Raw genomic sequence first — 16,286 nt, forward strand, 5'->3', positions numbered from 1 at the left:
TAATTAATTTTTATGTTATCAGTTTGTATCCCTGTTTATAATGTAGATGTTTCCAGCCTGGTTAAAGATCTTATAGGCCAGGCACATGAGCTTTCTATTAATATACAGGTTCTCATTTATGACGATGGTTCATCTGAAACATTTAAATTAATAAACAGAAGTATCAGCAATTTAAAAGAAGTAGATTACAAAGAATTAAAAGTAAACCATGGCAGTGCAGCTATTCGAAATAAAATGGCTGCTGACGCCTTACACAACAACCTTCTTTTTATTGACAGTGATTCGGACATTCAAAAAGACTATTTACAGAAGTACCTTCCTTTTCTATCCAAGAACAAAATGATAGTATATGGAGGAAGGATCCACCCGTCCAAACTCCCATCAAAAGACAAAAGCTTAAGATGGAAGGTTGGCAAATGCAAAGAAGACTTTTCCGTATCAATACGCAGAAAAGTACCCAACAAAAGCTTTATGTCAAATAATTTTCTTGCCAAAAAACAACTATTTGACCGCATAAAATTTGATGACACTATAGAACGTTCAGGACATGAAGACACTATATTTGGTATAGAACTTGAAAAACAAGGCATTACAATAATTCATATAGATAACCCCGTAACCCATATCGGATTAGAAAGCAATCAAGAATTTATCCAAAAAACGGAGCAAAGACTTGAAACACTAAAGCTAATTGAGCAAAAATATGGAGATAACAAGTTATTGTATGAAAGAATAACTATTCTGAAATATTATAAAAAAATAGAACAATTAAAACTACACTTCATAATAAGTAGGCTTTTCGTAAAGTTCAAAAAACATATGGCATTGAGTTTGCTTAAACAGAATCCCAGTATGTTCATTTACGATATGTATAAGCTAGGTTATTATTCACTTTTATCAAAATAACGGATCAATGCGCACTAAACTGATACTTTTTTTAACAATACTATTCTGCAATACTGCTCTCAGCCTTAAAGGCCAAGGCTATAATATTGATGTAACTATAAATGGCTGGAGCGATACCACCCTGATTTTAGGTCATTACTTCAACAAAAAAATGTTGGTGAATGATACGATCATTATAGACAGCGCCGGTAAAGGTACTTTTAAAGGCAATGAACCTTTGCCCGGAGGTATATATTTGATGTATATGCCGGATCAAAAATATTTTGATGTTTTAATTGATGACGAACAACATTTTAGCATAGAAGTAGAAAAAAGTAATCCAGTAGAAACCCTTGAGGTAAAAGGAAACAAACAGGAGAAAGCCTTTAACGAGTATCAGAAATATTTAGCAAAGCAACAAAAAAAGGCACAATCTCTACAGTCAAATATTAAAGATAAAGCCGAAACTCACAAAGACTCGGTTGAAATATGGAAAAATCAACTTTCCGGACTATCTTCTGAAATGAAATCATATTGGGACAACATACTAAAAGAATACAACGGTAAGTTTCTGGCTTCTTTTATAAAGGGAATTAAAGAAGTGGAAGTACCTGATTTTAAAGAGACTCCTGCCCTACCCGACTCAGTAGTCCGCTGGAAAAGATATGAATTCTACAAAGAACATTATTTCGATAATATTGACCTTACTGACGACAGAATGTTAAGAACGCCGTATTTTAGTAATAAACTTGAAACATTTCTCACCAAAACAATATTTCAAATACCCGACAGCATTGTAAAAGAATCTGAAAAACTCATTGAAAAAGCCCGTGAAAACAAAGACATGGAAAAATACCTGATTCAATTTGCTTTTAATACAGTTAATGAAAGCAAGGTTATGGGTATGGATGCCGCCATGGTTTCATTAGCCGAAAAGTATTATTTATCGGGATATGCGGATTGGGTAGATGAAGAGTTTTTAACTAAGTTGGAAGAACGTGTGACAAAATTAAAACCCAATTTAATCGGAAACAAAGCTCCTGATTTGAAATTGATATCTCCAAACAACGAACATTACAGATTAAATGAGGTATATGGTAAACTCACAATCCTTGTTTTTTGGGAACCCGATTGCGGACACTGTAAAAAGGAAATTCCCAAGTTAAAGGAAGAAATCTGGGATAAATACTCCGACCAGGGAGTTAAGATATTTGCAGTTTATACCCAACATGAAAAAGAAAAATGGACTGATTTTATTGAAGAACACCAACTGGAAGAGTGGATAAACGTTTGGGATCCGTACAACCAGTCAAACTTTAGAAATTTATATGATATTTACAGCACTCCAGCCATTTTTGTTATTAATGAAGAAAAAAACATTATTGCCAAAAGAATTGGTGCAGAACAACTTCCAGGCTTTATAGATTATTATTTGAAGAAAAACAATTAATTCCTATTATTATTCAGAATGAGCCATAATATTTAAAATTTACACACAACGAACACTTAAGTAACGCTCATTACAAATCAAAATAGTGCAACATGATATCAAATAAAATTACAGCATATACTTTTCCCATTTTGATGGCTTTATTATTTTTTTCCTGTGCAAATGAAGAAAAGGACTTGCCTATATCCGAAATTTACCTGGATATACCAGAGGATGATTACGAAGTAAATATTTATGACTCCATCACCATATCACCTAAAATCACATATGACTATGGTTCTTCCTATACCTGGTTACTTGACGACGAAGTTATTTCGACAGAAAAAAACTATATATTAAATCCCCAAGAACTTAGAACCTTTAACTATACCTTTACTGTAGAAAATTCACGGGGATCAGTATCAAGAAAAATTACTGCCCAATCGATGTATACTATCGACTTTGAAGAACTGGAATTAGATGAAGATACATTTTCTGTAGGAAACATTGGTTCAAATGCTATAGCTTCATCGTTATTGACTTTTCCTGTTGATGGTGATCCCAGATCGTATTCCTCATTTGATGGCTTTGTTTTTTCAAACATACAATCAACACCTGATGAACTTTTATACCAACTATATAAGTCGTACAGATCGCCCGACTCATACAAATCTACCATCTATGGTATCCTAAAACAAAAAGATTCCAATGTGCCAGTTACAGTGTTAACCTCTGATGGAGAAGATCATTTATTCAAAAGTATACATATTAACAATACCTATTTCAATTATTTTGCTATTGAGCAAGGTGCATATACCGAGGATGGCACTGAGGTATCAAAACCTTTTGGTGGTGATGATGGTACTGATCCTGATTTTTTCATGCTTTCAATAAAGGGGTTCAACAAAAACGGTACCCAAAGAGGAACTGTTAACTTTTATCTTGCCGATCATAGAGCTGAAAGCAATAAAGATGACTATACCATTTCTGAGTGGACAAAAGTTGACCTGACAGAACTTGGTATGGTATCCCGTATTGAATTTAGCCTGTCATCAAGTGATATGGCAAATGACCAGATGCGTACCCCTGCATTTTTTTGTATTGATAACATCAAGATTATTGAGTAGCCACTTTGATAAATTTCTTGCATATATGGGTGTTTTCCAGTGAAACATCCAATATGTATAAACCATTTGCCAATCCTGAAATATCAATTGGTAAATCCGCAAACAACCGTCTTTTTACAACTTCATTAATCAAGGTTTTACCATTTGTATCAACTACTGAATAATGATCGATATATAAATTATTAATATCGATATTGATATATTTAGAATCAGCAACAGGGTTTGGATATAAACTTATTTCAATATCCGTCTCCGGAACAATCTGCGTATCTCCCCAAACTACCATATCGGCTAATACATCAAGCCACAATGTTTCTTCTCCAACATCAAAAACTTGCGAAGCATATTTCCACAAATCGTTCTCCTTTACCAACATGGTATTATTATTTTTTACTGTTCCCGCCTGGGTATGGTAAACTGCAAAACTATCTATGGGGGCCCCTGAATAGTCAATTTCATAGCCCACAAAGAAACTCCCTTCCACATTTACAAGAGAATCAAATTCCAGATATATCTCACGATTCTCCCTCAAAGTATCTAATTTGATACCTTCTTTACGATAAATCAATTTTTCGGGATAATAATTCCCTTCCCAAACAACAATGTTAATTGTTTGCTCCGATTTCCATTTGCTTTCAGCAGGTAATAAATATGCCCCGTGCAACCTGGCAGATTCCAGATAGGTAAAAGACTCAGCAAAGCTCTCTATTTTATACGAATTATGTCCACTAACATACCCATTACCTGAACTATTATCCTTAGCCGGCTTTTCCCCTGATTCAACATTTGACAGGCGGTAAAAACGCTCGTTTTCATATGGATCATATCCATCAAGACTCTGCGCTCCGGTATTATTGGCATCCAACCACTCCTTAAATCTTTTAGAGGATTCGCTCCGTAAATCCCATGCTTTATAGAATTTTGTATAATAATCATTATAAGTCCACTCACATCCGGCTTCGCCTCCCGAAAGCGTTCCTATCAGTCTGTTATTCACATCAAAAAGTCCGGATCCGGAAGATCCTCCCTCTGTAGTCCCTATATTCCACTCCGAAACTTTCCAGTGAAAATCAGGTTCCTGAGCATATGGGCTGTTCCATGATTCGACATAGGAGACTGATTTTACAGCACTGGTACTTCTGGATATTTTCTTCACATCACCTTCTGGATGGTGAATGCAAAGATAAGGTTCATTAGGTAAGGATTCCAGGGTCCATCCTGCATAGTAAGCCCGATACTCCGCAGGTGGGGCATCAATAAAATCAATAAGGGCAATATCCTCAGCCTCATCATACACCTTAGTCTCGGCATATGACAAAGATTGGGATTTAGAGCCTTCGATAACATCTCCGCAATGAGGGGTTTCATAATTAAAAAACACAACCGCTGAGTTTGCTGATTGATCCAACTGCAAACAATGCGCAGCAGTTATAACGTATGGAGTCCCATCCTCTTTGGTATTATTGATTAAAGTACCTGAACATAAATAACTCCCATCTATAATTAGCTTCACAACTGCTCTTCTGATATCCAATGAATTATCAGCATCGTAACACGAAGCATCAACTTCTATATCACAAGCATCACCAAAAAGTCCTGATTTTAAACTTGAGTAGCGATGAACACCCAGAAAATCATGGTTTACAGCACCAATCAATAGTTCCCCTTTAAAATCCACATATTCTGGCTCCCTATACTCTACTGTAATTTCATCTCCAAACACAGGAGCTGTTGCCAAAATTCCTGAAGGCTTATTGTTCTTACTTGTGAAAGCGCCTATCATATCAGATTGATCTGCATTATAAATAACTAAGCTGGCACCATCAGGAAGTACATACCTGTCAAAAATAAGATTGATTGAATAAGCTCCGGGCGAACTGATGCGCAATTTCCAAACCCGGCTACCATCTTCAAGCACAAACCATTTTCCGCTATTATCGGGAGAATAACTTACGGTAAACTGATGAGCAAACTGTAATGCACGTCCCTTTTTATATTCATCACAACTTTTTAAATTTTGACCAGTATAATGATGACTTTTCACCTCAACTTCAGCATCATTTAATTGACCAGAAGACATTATAACTGCCCTTTGGCTAATCTGGGCATTAATGTTTAAACAAACTAAAAATGTGCAAACAAATATACACCTCGCACCAAAAGCACTTATTTTATTTAAAAACATATATCCATATCTATAATAAACACTTAGACGATATTTTTCTTAAAAGGTTTAGAATTTTCATCTTCTTCTGAAGATTTTCTGGTTTGAATTCTATATACTTTATTTTTTACTCCGGCAATTTTTCTTAGCCTACCTGTTTTACCCAGTTTGTAATGAACCAGGGCCCACGCCATCATTATACTTGTTCCTAAAATAATAATTAACAGGATTCCCGATTCAAAATCGTTGATTAAAAACTCACTTGGTATAGCAAAATATAACAGCACGGAAATCAATCCTCTGGGAGCAATAAAAACCTGGGGCGTAAAATCCCTTTTTAAAATAAACTTAAATAACAGCCATCTTACCACAAACATAATGGCCATAAATATAAATGCACCTACAACCACCTTGGTTTTAAATATTCCGGCAATAGTAATACTTAATCCAAATACAAAAAAGAAAAATGTTCTTACAATAAAAGCGCTTTCCCTGGTTAATAACTTAAAATCCGACAGGACCCTACGTATATCGCTTTCTTTAAGAAAACGATTCATAAAACCAGAAAAGAATATCTGTCGGTTTTCCAGTATCAAACCAAAAACCAGTATAATTAACAAAGATGATAAATGGAATACTTTACCTATTGAATACAGCAACAACAAAACAGATATAAAAAGAAACAGTTTTATTTGCGTTCTTACTTTTTGAAAAAACACAATCAATAAGTACGAAACAATTACTGATAAAATTAAAGTCCCTCCTATGTTAGAAATTACATTAAAACCAATTTTGGCAGCTTCATTTGTATTAACATTATTAATTACAGCATAAAATAAGATTAGTCCGAAAATATCAGATAAAGTACTCTCATATATTAAAAACTCTTTCTTTTCCTCTTCAATATCCTCTACACTTGGTATTACTATGGCACTACTAATTATCGATAAGGGAATAGCATAAATAAATGCGGTAAGAAAATCCAGGTTCCCAATAATATATTGAATTCCAAAAGCAAACACAAAAACATTAATACCTAAAGAAAGGATAGCTATTAACCCGGATTTCCAAATCATTGGCCATCTTTCTCTTGACAATTTCAAATCCAACGCCCCCTCTAATACTATTAGCATCAAACCAATAATACCTAAAATTTCTAATGGAAAGAGCAGGTCAACATCAGTTACACCAATACTAAACAGCTTTTTGCTGGAAAACCCCAAAATTATTAACAAAATTACACTTGGAACCGCTGTTTTTTTTGCAAAAAGTGAAAACAGATATGATAAAATAACAATTAATGATGCCCCTATAATGAGCATATAAGCAATATTGCCGTCTGTAATTATATTATGGATTACACCTGGAAACATAAAGGAATTCTCTTAATTCTTACAAAAAAGGTTGTCAATTCTACACTGACAACCCTATTTACAACGCTAAATATAATAATAATGTTTTCTATTCGTATATTTTACAGGTGACTTGTTTTCGCAAAGCCATTAATCCATTCTGCATCAAAGCATTCATTTCATCTTCTCCTGGGTATACTGCAACCGGAGCAATCCAATCCACCATTTCTTTAATATAATTCACCACAAATTTGTCGTGAGCAATACCTCCTGTTAAAATAATACCATTTACTTTCCCCTTTAAAACAGTGGCACAACCACCAATTGCTTTACCTATCTGATAACACATGGCACTTAAAACAAGCTCAGCCTGTTTATCTCCAGCTTTAACTCTCTTTTCCACTTCATATGCCTGATTAGTTCCAAGGTGTGCCACCAATCCTCCCTTTCCATTTACAATCTTTTTCATTTCTTCAAATGTAAATTTGCCGCTGAAACAAGCTCTTATTAAAGCACCTGTTGGGAGAGTTCCTGCCCGCTCAGGTGAGAAAGGTCCATAACCATCTATTGCATTGTTCACATCAACAACCCGCCCTTTTTTATGCGCTCCAATAGAGATCCCCCCTCCCATATGAGCAACAATAAGATTGAGGTCTTCATAAATAAAACCTCTGGTATGTGCAAACAACCGTCCTACAGCTTTTTGGTTTAGGGCATGAAAAATAGACTGTCGGGGCATACTGGGACACCCTGTAATCCTGGCCACATCTTCTAACTCGTCGACTACAACCGGATCAGCAATAAAGGCCTTTGCATGAGGAAGCGACTTTGCTATGTCATCAGCAATTAATCCTCCCAGGTTACTAGCATGTTCACCCAGCACACCTTTCCGCAAATCTCTTTTCAATGCCTCATTTACCTCATAAACACCAGATTCAATTGGCTTTACTAAACCACCTCTCCCCACAACACCATCAATGCGCTCAATGTTTATATCGGCCCGAATCAACTCATTCAGAATAACTTCCTTTCTAAACTCATATTGATCAGCAATGGTTTTAAACGGAGCCAATTCTTCATTGGAATGTTTAATGTTTTTTAGAAAGATAGATTTTTCATTGTCGAAAACTGCAATTTTTGTAGATGTAGATCCTGGATTTAAAACTAAGATTCTAAAGATTTCCATATTAATTATTTTCAAATGAATAAATTACGACTCTGCCATTAAACAGGCTAAAGCCAAACAATAATATTTCGATTTAAGACTTTCACTTCGAGACATAACGATTACCGGATGCGTGGTCCCTTGAATTAATCCGGCTAATTCACCCCCTCCAAACAACATTAACCCTTTATAAAACGGGTTACAAGACTCCAAGGTTGGAAACAATAAAATATCAGCATCCCCCTTTATAGAAGTATTTACACCCTTAATTTTTACGCTCTCAGGATCACATGCAAGAAAGACATCGAGCGGGCCATCCATAACACATTTATCAAAACCACCACTTTGAGCTAAAGCACACATTTTTTCATAGTCATGAGTATTTGGGAAATGAGCAGAAACTTTTTCCGAAGTACCGATTAATGCAATTTTAGGTTCCTTATTCCCTAATTTATGTGCCATCTCAATGGCATAATTGGCCATTGAAATTTTTTGATCCAGATTAGGGAAAGGTATGACTGCCGGATCTGTTAAAAATAAAAGCTTATGATAAGATGGCAATTCTAGTGCACAAACATAACTTAATACTCCATTTGGCTTCAATATCCCTTTTTCCTTGTTTAAGATGGCTTTTAAAAACAAATCTGTATTTATCAACCCTTTCATAATCATGTCTGCCTGACCTGTTTTAATAAGGTTAAGACCTATCTCTGCCGTATCAAAAGCATCATCACATTGAATAATTTCATAATTTATGGAATCCTTAACATCAAAATCCTGCAGCAATTGAGTGATTGCATCTAAGTTACCAATGAAGACAGGATAAACAAAACCATTGTCCATTGCTTTAACAACTGCCTGGATAGTATTTTTATCTTCACCTTTAATTATAGCCACCCTCCATTTCTTCCCCCTGCGCTTAGCTTCATCCACGAGATGTTCTAATTTTCTTATTTTCATCATAACATGCCAATTTCAGTCAGACTGCCATACAAGATAACATATGTTTCCATAAATTCTGATACTAATATCATAAATCAGCCCAAAACAGCCAATAAAATACTATTATACTTCGACTCTTCCGAATCACTTCTAGAAGTTAACACGATAGGTGATTTTGCCCCCAAAATAACCGATGCCACTTTTGCTTTTGCAAAAAACACCAATGATTTATATAAAACATTTCCCACTTCAATATCCGGCATCAAAAGCAAATCGGTATCGCCTGCAACAGCACTTTTAATATTTTTATGACGGGCACTCTCAAAGCTTACAGCATTATCAAATGCGAGCGGACCATCGATAATACAATTCTTAATCTGATCTCGCTGGTTCATTTTTGAAAGCAATGCAGCATCCAATGTGGCCTGCATGTTTTCATTAACCATTTCTATTGCCCCTAAAACAGCTACTTTGGGTTTTGCGATCCCCAATTTGTTTAAATAGCCAACAGAATTATTAACAATAGCTATCTTATCTTTCAGATCAGGAGCAATGTTCATTGCTACATCTGTAACCGCAATAAGTTTATGATAAGTTTCTACTTCGAAAAGGGCAAAGTGAGAAAGCAAAGTACCTGTACGAAGCCCCCATTCTTTGTTCAAAACACCTTTTAACAGAGTTGGAGTGGCAACTTTCCCTTTCATTAAAACATCTGCCTTTCCTTCATTAACCAGTTTAACAGCAATTGAAACACACTCTTCCGGGTCTGTTTCATTTACAAACACAGCTCCGCTCAAATCATATCCATTTTGCTTAATAATACTTTCTGTTTGTTCTCTATCCCCGATTAAAACAGGTTTTATTATTCCTGATTGATATGCTTTTGCTACTGCATCCAACGAATGTGGATCCTGTGAAACTGCCAACGCTAATGTTTTTACAACCTTCTTTTTTTTAATTAAAAGCTCTAAATCTGATAGTTTTTTAAACATACAAAATGATTTTAAAGTGCCGGATAAGAACAGACCTAATAAATCAACATTGCATGTTGCCTTGCAAAAAGACCAATTTACCGGACAAAATTATGCTTGTAACACAAGTAAACCGACATACTGATCACTTACAACAAACCAGGTTCTATAATTCAACAGAACTCTGCTTCCTACTTTTCTCCCTTATCGAAACACTAGTTTCTTTTTTGTAAAATTATCAATGCAATAAACTTCAAACAAGAACTTTAGTCATAAAAAAACCGCAACAGCATTAGAAATTCTAAGCATATTGCGGTTATTTTATAAAACTCAGCTATTATTAAATACTCTCTGCCATAAAACTCCTGTTTTATAGTGCCCCCTCCGCTCACCCCTCGTCCCCTAAAGGGGAAATATCTCACACTGTGCGGGTTGAGACAAATTCAAGTTTTCTAGCAAACATTTAATACAATAGCCAATTAACTTTAAATCATATATCAGGAATTATCTATTTGCCAATTCCTCAACAATTTGTTTTGTATCACGAGCAATAACCAGTTCTTCATCAGTAGGAACCACTACTACTTTCACTTTACTGCTTTCTTTACTTATCAACTCTTCTTTTGAATATATAGTTTCATTCTTGGCACAATCCAATTCTACTCCCATGTACTCAAGTCCCTCACAAACATCCTCACGAACATACACAGCATTTTCGCCAATACCACCAGTAAAAATAATTGCGTCTACACCACCCATGGCGGCAGCGTAGGCCCCAACATATTTTTTAATTTTATACGAATACATATCAAGTGCCAACTTGGCCATTTTATCATCTTTGGCAGCAGCTTCTCTGATTTCACGCATATCAGAAGAAATACCGGTAATCCCCAGCAAACCACTTTGTTTGTTAAACAGGTTGCTTGCTGATTTTGTACCAATCATTTCCTTATCCATGATAAATGTTGCTGCACCAATATCCAAATCACCAGCCCTGGTACCCATCATTAATCCTTCAACCGGTGTAAAACCCATTGAAGTATCAACAGATTCACCATTCTTTACCGCCGAAATAGAAGCTCCATTTCCTAAGTGACAAGAAATGACTTTACTATTCTTAATATCTAAACCTAAAATTTCGCAAGCTCTTTTTGAAACATACTTATGGCTTGTTCCATGAAATCCATAACGCCTGATACCATATTTTTCATACAATGAATAAGGGATCGCATACATATAAGAATACTTAGGCATAGTTTGATGAAATGCTGTATCAAATACACCAACCTGAGGAACATTAGGCAAAAGCTGCTCAATAGCCGAAATACCACTTAAGTTTGGAGGATTATGCAAGGGAGCCAATTCAATACATTCATTCATTTTTTCCACAACCTCGTTTGTGATAAACACACTCGAGTTAAAAGTCTCACCCCCATGCACAACACGGTGTCCAACGGCATCAATCTCTTCAAGATTCTTGATACACCCATGTTTATCGCTTGATAAAACACCTAAAATATAATCAATACCTGTTTGGTGATCTAAAATCTCACCTTCAAGCAATACTTTTTCTCCATTTTCCTTTTCATGCTTTAAAAAGGAACCTTTTAAAGCAATTTTTTCTACAGCGCCTTTGCCCAATACATGATGATTTTCATCATCCATATTAAACAACTGATATTTAATTGAGGAACTACCACAATTTAAAACTAATATCTTCATTATTATTGATTTTTTCTATTACTAATTGATAGTTAATGGCATTCGGAATATTTGTAACTATTCTGAAATTACTTTACCATTTTCATCATACTTGTAAAAACCTTCTCCGGTTCTTACTCCCAGATGCTTTGCTCTCACCAATCGTTTAATTAGCGGAGAGGGTTTATATTTAGAGTTACCAAACTCTTCATATAGATTATCCATCCACTTCATAATCTTACTTAAACCAATAATATCTGCAGTCCTAAAAGGTCCAAAACGCATTCCTAACCCAACATTCATGGTCTTATCAATATCATTTAAGCTCGCAATACCTTCCATCAATACCTGGCAAGCTTCATTTAGTAGCGTTACAAACAAACGAACACTTATTAAACCTGCCGACTCTTCAACTGGAATTACATCCCTGTTAATTAATTTAACAAATGTACAAACCTTGCTATATGCCTCTTCCGAAGTATACAATCCTTTAACTACCTCTATAATTCTGGCTTCAGGCGATGTAACAAAAAAATGAAGGCTTATGCACCTTTCCGGCTTTTTCATTTCCGATGCCAGCTCTGTAATAATGATAGTAGTAGAGTTGGTTGCGATTATAGTATCTTCTCTTACTATACTTTCTATTTTACGGAAAACCTCTTTACGGGCATCAATACTTCTCGCCCCAGTCATATCGTCAGAGCGTATCGCTTCAATCACAAAATCACAATCGGCAAGGTCTTTATAATCAACAGTACCTTTAATGCGACTCATGATCGCCTTCTTTTCAGCCGGTGTCAATCCCCAGTTTTCAATCCTGTTATCCAGCTCTTTCCCAATATTGGCAAGTGCCATTTCGATCTTACTATCCGAGAGCTCAAGAAAGACAACTTCCAAACCATGCCAACTGGCTATTCGGGCAATGCTTTGTCCTTCTTTACCACAGCCTACTACCCCTATTTTTGAGAATAAGGTAGTACCCTTTTTTTTGTTCTTACTAAGTGCATAACCTTCTATAGGTTCTACTAAAATTTCAGCCATTTATATTGATATTTATGTTATTTCCTTAAAACAGATATCTTTATATGAATCCTAATTCATTAAAAAAAGAATAAAAAAATCCTTTCTAAAAAGAAAGGACAATTTTTTAAACATTTCCTGCTGCCTGGTTTGCTGTTATGGCTACAAGATTAACAATATCGCTTACCGAACATCCCCTTGACAAGTCATTGATAGGAGCTGCCATACCTTGTAAAACTGGTCCAATAGCTTCTGCATGAGCCATTCGTTGAACTAATTTATAAGCTATATTTCCTACCTCCAGAGTTGGGAATACCAAAACGTTAGCCTTTCCTGCGATTTCACTTCCTGGAGCTTTTTTTGAACCTATAGCTTCAACTATTGCTGCATCTGCCTGCAGTTCTCCATCAATTTTTAATTCTGGATCCATTTCTTTAGCCAAACGTGTGGCCTCTACAACCTTATCCACCATTTCATGTTTGGCACTACCTTTTGTAGAGAAACTTAGCATGGCAACCCTTGGCTCAATTCCTGCTATCGACTTGGTTGTTTTACCGGTAGTAACAGCAATTTCTGCCAACTCGCTTGCTGTAGGATTTGGATGAACTGCACAATCTGCAAATACCAACATTCCTTCTTCACCGTACTCATCATTTGGCAGAATCATGATAAACGCTCCAGAAACAACACTAATACCTGGCAAGGTTTTCACAACCTGGAAAGCTGGACGAAGCACATCGCCTGTAGCATTTTCAGCACCGGCAACTTCACCATCAGCATCTCCACTTTTTATCATTAACGTAGCTAAATACAATGGGTTTACAACAAACTTTTCTGCTTGTTCACGAGTCAGTCCTTTACTTTTTCTCAGCTCTACTAACAAATCAGTATACGCCTCTTTTTTCTCATGATTTTCAGGATCTACAACTGTAGCCTTGTTCAGGTTTGTTAATCCCAAACGTTTTGCTTCCTCTTCTATCTTTCCCGGGTTTCCTATTAAAATAACATCAGCAAAATCTTCTGATAAAATCACATCCGCTGCCTGTAATGTTCTTTCTTCTAGTCCTTCTGGCAAAACAATTCTTTTCTTATTTTCTTTTGCTTTAGCCTTAAGTTTGTTTATAAACTCCATATCTGGTATCTTATATTATTAATATTAAAAACAAAATTATTTTATAATCAGTTTTATTAAAATGCGATTCATCACATTTCAATATAATTGTTCAAAAGATTATTTATATAAAAAATAACCTTCACTATAAACAACAATAAAAAATGTCTGAAATTGTAGAAATCAAAGAAAATTTCTGCAAGCACACACATAAAGTTCTAACTACTATTATATAAAAAAGAATCTACCAACCCCATCGAAACGGATGTTTCATAGATTTCTTTATTATAAAATAACAATGTGCCTACCAAAGTTTTGAAGTTTGAGCTTACAAAGTAAATGCAAATATTCGATTTAAAGAAACAATTGCACGTTAAAACGTACTAAAATTTAAGAAAAGGGGGTTTAGTAATATGGATGGTAATGTTTAATTATTCTGATTTTTTGGGGCAACACTGGGTCAAACCCGAGAATGCCCCACGAATCAGACTACTTATTTTGAGTAATATCTACGTAATCAAAATAATTTCCGCTTTGCAATGTAATTGAAATACCTCTTTGATACCCTGAATTATTTTGGTCAAATTTTACAAATAACGATTTAGAAGTTCTTCTTTCAATTGTAAAAAAATCTTTTGTAATTGTATATGTACCATCTATTAAATGCTGGTCTATAGCACCCATATAACAACTATCTCCTTCATTTACCGAGTTTATCCACCACCCTTCTCCTTTTGTAGTAATGACAACAGAATCCTTGCCAGCATCAAAACCCACTGCTTTTGTTGATAGTTTAATGTTGTCATCCCATTTACCTATTAACTCTTCTTTATCCGAACACGAAAACATAATTACCATGAACAGGATGATGATACCTAATTGACTTAACTTACTCATATTTATTAGTTTTAGAATTAAAATCAGCTTTCATTTTTTAAAGATACAATTTCCATTATTAAGGATTCATTAATTTTCCAAGAAACAGTATTGTATTTGTATCCTTTTCAAAAATTGCAAAAACAAATGGCTTATTGGCATTAAAAACATATTCATTAGGCATACTGGTCAGTTCCATTTCTACGCTTGTTACAGCAGCAGCTTCCGTCCCTTTTTCATCAACTTCTATAAATGTTTTGTGTTTTACCTTTGATATGGTAATAGAAGCATCCTGAGTAATACCGGAAAAATCGGCTGCCCCGGAAAAAGCAGATGGCATACCCATCTCTTTTAAATAATCCTTAAGTTCATATTCACACTCAAACTTAAATTTAGGCAAAAATAAACTCACCTCTCTGGATACTAACTTATTGATCCATTCGCTCCATAAATCCTCATCTAATGAACTGATTATATTTTCAACATTATTTCCTTCAGCAGGCAACAAAACCACCATGTTAAAATGTCCATTGCCATATGGAAGTTCAATCATTTGAAGATTTTCATCTTGATAGACACTAAAGGTAGCGGTTTGATGCATCATATCACATTTTACATCAGTCCCATTTTCTTTATTAAATAAAAGTTGCTGTGTATCTCCTTTGTCAAACCTATTTTTCCATTCTCCATAAAAATATATGGCATTTATTAAAAACATTACGTGGTCTGGCGTCACTTCATCTACAATTTCCTGTATTTTCCCCTCTGTTTTATTATCTACCCAATTATTGATAATCCTTTTTGCCTCTTCACTCAATGAAAAATCCAATGCACTAACTTCTGCATTATAATATTCAACGTTGTTTTGAATAAACTCTGGTATTATTGAAAAATCATTTCTATACCATATCGAATTGGCAACATTTATATCAACCTGATTGTCGGCTCTTCCTAACGCCTCTGTTATTTTTTTCTGCGATATATTTATATCACCCTCCAATGTCTCGTCAAATGCAAGCACCTCTGTTATTTCATTTTTTGTTTGCCCATTAGCCCCATTTCGTGCCATACAAAGAGCTTGAGAAACACTCATCGCAGAAATCAAGACATTCTCATTACTTTCAACTCCTTGTAACAACAGTTTACAAAGCTCAAAGCCAAAATTGTTTGATGATTCTATAACAGATGCCGTTTTCAGATCAAAATTAATAGGCTCATATGGAGTATTTTCGGGACTTTCCCCTGTGTTTGCACATGACATTAAGATAAGTAACAGACAGAACACTTTTAATAAACTTCTCATTGTTTGTTTCATGTTTATAAATTTTAATACGAAGAGTATGATGCATAAAACAAAAAAAGGTTGCTTCTCCTTAAACATGTAATGGTTCTATTATAGAAAATAACAGGGCTTACTAAACATCAACTCAAAGTATTGAGGGCTTTGGCTTCGTGCAGAACGCCTCAACTGGGTGGCTCGGTATTGGCTTGTTCTTCTTGTGGTTCGGTCCATTATGTAATGCACAGCTGTCGTAACAGGCAT

Annotated in this window: 14 protein-coding genes; 4 read left to right on the forward strand and 10 right to left on the reverse strand. The window is 35.2% G+C overall.

Annotated features, from left to right (window positions below; translation table 11 throughout):
- Positions 1 to 12 precede the first annotated feature (12 nt).
- From OM074_RS16560 to OM074_RS16570, 3 genes are all read left to right on the forward strand, one after another.
- Positions 13 to 906 carry a glycosyltransferase family 2 protein gene (locus OM074_RS16560; RefSeq protein ID WP_301201474.1) on the forward strand — a complete coding sequence of 298 codons (894 nt, stop codon included), beginning with the start codon at positions 13 to 15 and terminating at the stop codon, positions 904 to 906.
- A gap of 7 nt (positions 907 to 913) precedes the next feature.
- Positions 914 to 2,335, forward strand: coding sequence for a TlpA family protein disulfide reductase (locus tag OM074_RS16565; RefSeq protein WP_301201476.1), 1,422 nt, complete (start codon positions 914 to 916; stop codon positions 2,333 to 2,335).
- Between the two features lie 92 nt (positions 2,336 to 2,427).
- Complete coding sequence (locus OM074_RS16570; RefSeq protein ID WP_301201478.1) at positions 2,428 to 3,441, forward strand: DUF4465 domain-containing protein; 1,014 nt, start codon at positions 2,428 to 2,430, stop codon at positions 3,439 to 3,441.
- On the opposite strand, the gene OM074_RS16575 is transcribed toward OM074_RS16570, so the two are convergent.
- The 10 genes from OM074_RS16575 to OM074_RS16620 all read right to left on the reverse strand — a co-directional run bounded on the left by OM074_RS16575 (position 3,431) and on the right by OM074_RS16620 (position 16,058).
- A complete protein-coding gene (locus tag OM074_RS16575) occupies positions 3,431 to 5,521 on the reverse strand; it encodes a T9SS type A sorting domain-containing protein (RefSeq protein WP_301201480.1) in 2,091 nt (696 codons plus the stop codon). The genes OM074_RS16570 and OM074_RS16575 overlap by 11 nt on opposite strands.
- A gap of 128 nt (positions 5,522 to 5,649) precedes the next feature.
- Complete coding sequence (locus OM074_RS16580) at positions 5,650 to 6,978, reverse strand: cation:proton antiporter domain-containing protein (protein WP_301201482.1); 1,329 nt, start codon at positions 6,976 to 6,978, stop codon at positions 5,650 to 5,652.
- A gap of 88 nt (positions 6,979 to 7,066) precedes the next feature.
- Positions 7,067 to 8,143: a butyrate kinase gene (buk, locus tag OM074_RS16585; RefSeq protein WP_301201484.1), complete on the reverse strand. Its 1,077-nt coding sequence runs from the start codon at positions 8,141 to 8,143 to the stop codon at positions 7,067 to 7,069.
- Positions 8,144 to 8,167: 24 nt separating this feature from the next.
- On the reverse strand, positions 8,168 to 9,085 hold the full coding sequence (locus tag OM074_RS16590) for a phosphate acyltransferase (RefSeq protein WP_301201486.1): 918 nt from the start codon (positions 9,083 to 9,085) through the stop codon (positions 8,168 to 8,170).
- A 74-nt stretch (positions 9,086 to 9,159) separates the two neighbouring features.
- On the reverse strand, positions 9,160 to 10,056 hold the full coding sequence (locus tag OM074_RS16595; protein WP_301201489.1) for a bifunctional enoyl-CoA hydratase/phosphate acetyltransferase: 897 nt from the start codon (positions 10,054 to 10,056) through the stop codon (positions 9,160 to 9,162).
- Between the two features lie 483 nt (positions 10,057 to 10,539).
- Positions 10,540 to 11,757: an acetate/propionate family kinase gene (locus OM074_RS16600; RefSeq protein WP_301201491.1), complete on the reverse strand. Its 1,218-nt coding sequence runs from the start codon at positions 11,755 to 11,757 to the stop codon at positions 10,540 to 10,542.
- Between the two features lie 57 nt (positions 11,758 to 11,814).
- Entirely contained in the window at positions 11,815 to 12,777 is a 963-nt protein-coding gene (locus tag OM074_RS16605) for a 3-hydroxyacyl-CoA dehydrogenase family protein (protein WP_301201492.1), read from the reverse strand.
- Positions 12,778 to 12,883: 106 nt separating this feature from the next.
- Positions 12,884 to 13,888 (reverse strand): phosphate acetyltransferase, encoded by a 1,005-nt coding sequence (gene pta / locus OM074_RS16610; protein WP_301201494.1) that lies wholly within the window; start codon positions 13,886 to 13,888, stop codon positions 12,884 to 12,886.
- A 468-nt stretch (positions 13,889 to 14,356) separates the two neighbouring features.
- A complete protein-coding gene (locus OM074_RS16615; protein ID WP_301201496.1) occupies positions 14,357 to 14,764 on the reverse strand; it encodes a hypothetical protein in 408 nt (135 codons plus the stop codon).
- Between the two features lie 58 nt (positions 14,765 to 14,822).
- Positions 14,823 to 16,058, reverse strand: coding sequence for a serpin family protein (locus OM074_RS16620; protein ID WP_301201498.1), 1,236 nt, complete (start codon positions 16,056 to 16,058; stop codon positions 14,823 to 14,825).
- Between the two features lie 87 nt (positions 16,059 to 16,145).
- On the opposite strand from OM074_RS16620, the gene OM074_RS21505 reads away from it, so the two are divergent.
- Positions 16,146 to 16,286 (forward strand): transposase zinc-binding domain-containing protein (locus OM074_RS21505; RefSeq protein WP_363320285.1); only part of this gene is annotated, 141 nt, incomplete at its 3' end.

The organism is Plebeiibacterium marinum (assembly GCF_026013615.1).
Taxonomy (GTDB): domain Bacteria; phylum Bacteroidota; class Bacteroidia; order Bacteroidales; family Marinilabiliaceae; genus Saccharicrinis; species Saccharicrinis marinus_A.